The sequence below is a fragment of the Gilvimarinus sp. 1_MG-2023 genome (assembly GCF_030548285.1).
In genome coordinates, this window is record NZ_JAUOSC010000195.1 from 1 (window position 1) to 423 (window position 423).

1 protein-coding gene is annotated in these 423 nt (G+C 58.2%); it reads left to right on the forward strand.

Translation table 11 applies throughout. The annotated features are described in order from the left end of the window. Nucleotides 1-47 precede the first annotated feature (47 nt). Nucleotides 48-423, forward strand: a 376-nt coding sequence (locus tag Q4563_RS16390; RefSeq protein WP_303605238.1) for an MATE family efflux transporter, incomplete at its 3' end; no start/stop codon positions are given.

The window sequence follows — 423 nt, forward strand, 5'->3', positions numbered from 1 at the left end:
CCATGGAGCGCTGGCTGGCACCCAACCTCAACTACGACCGCTGAGCCATGTCAGTTGAGCACTGGCTTGGAAAACTGCTGCGGATTGAACCGCAGCGCCTGACCCGGATTTTTGGTATTGGCCTGCCAATCATCGGTGCCATGCTGTCACAAAGCCTGATCAATCTGATTGATGCCGCCATGGTAGGCCGCCTCGGTGATGCCGCCCTGGCGGCTATTGGTATTGGTGGCTACGCATCCTTTATGATGGTTTCCATTGTCATGGGGCTGGCCGCGGCCGTACAGGCACTGGTAGCCCGCCGTATCGGCGCGGGCAAAACCGCCACCCTGCACGAGCCGCTGATGGCTGGTTTGCTTTCTGCCATCTTGCTGGCGGTGCCGTTATCCCTGCTGTTTATTTTTCTTGCGCCATCGTTGATTCCGT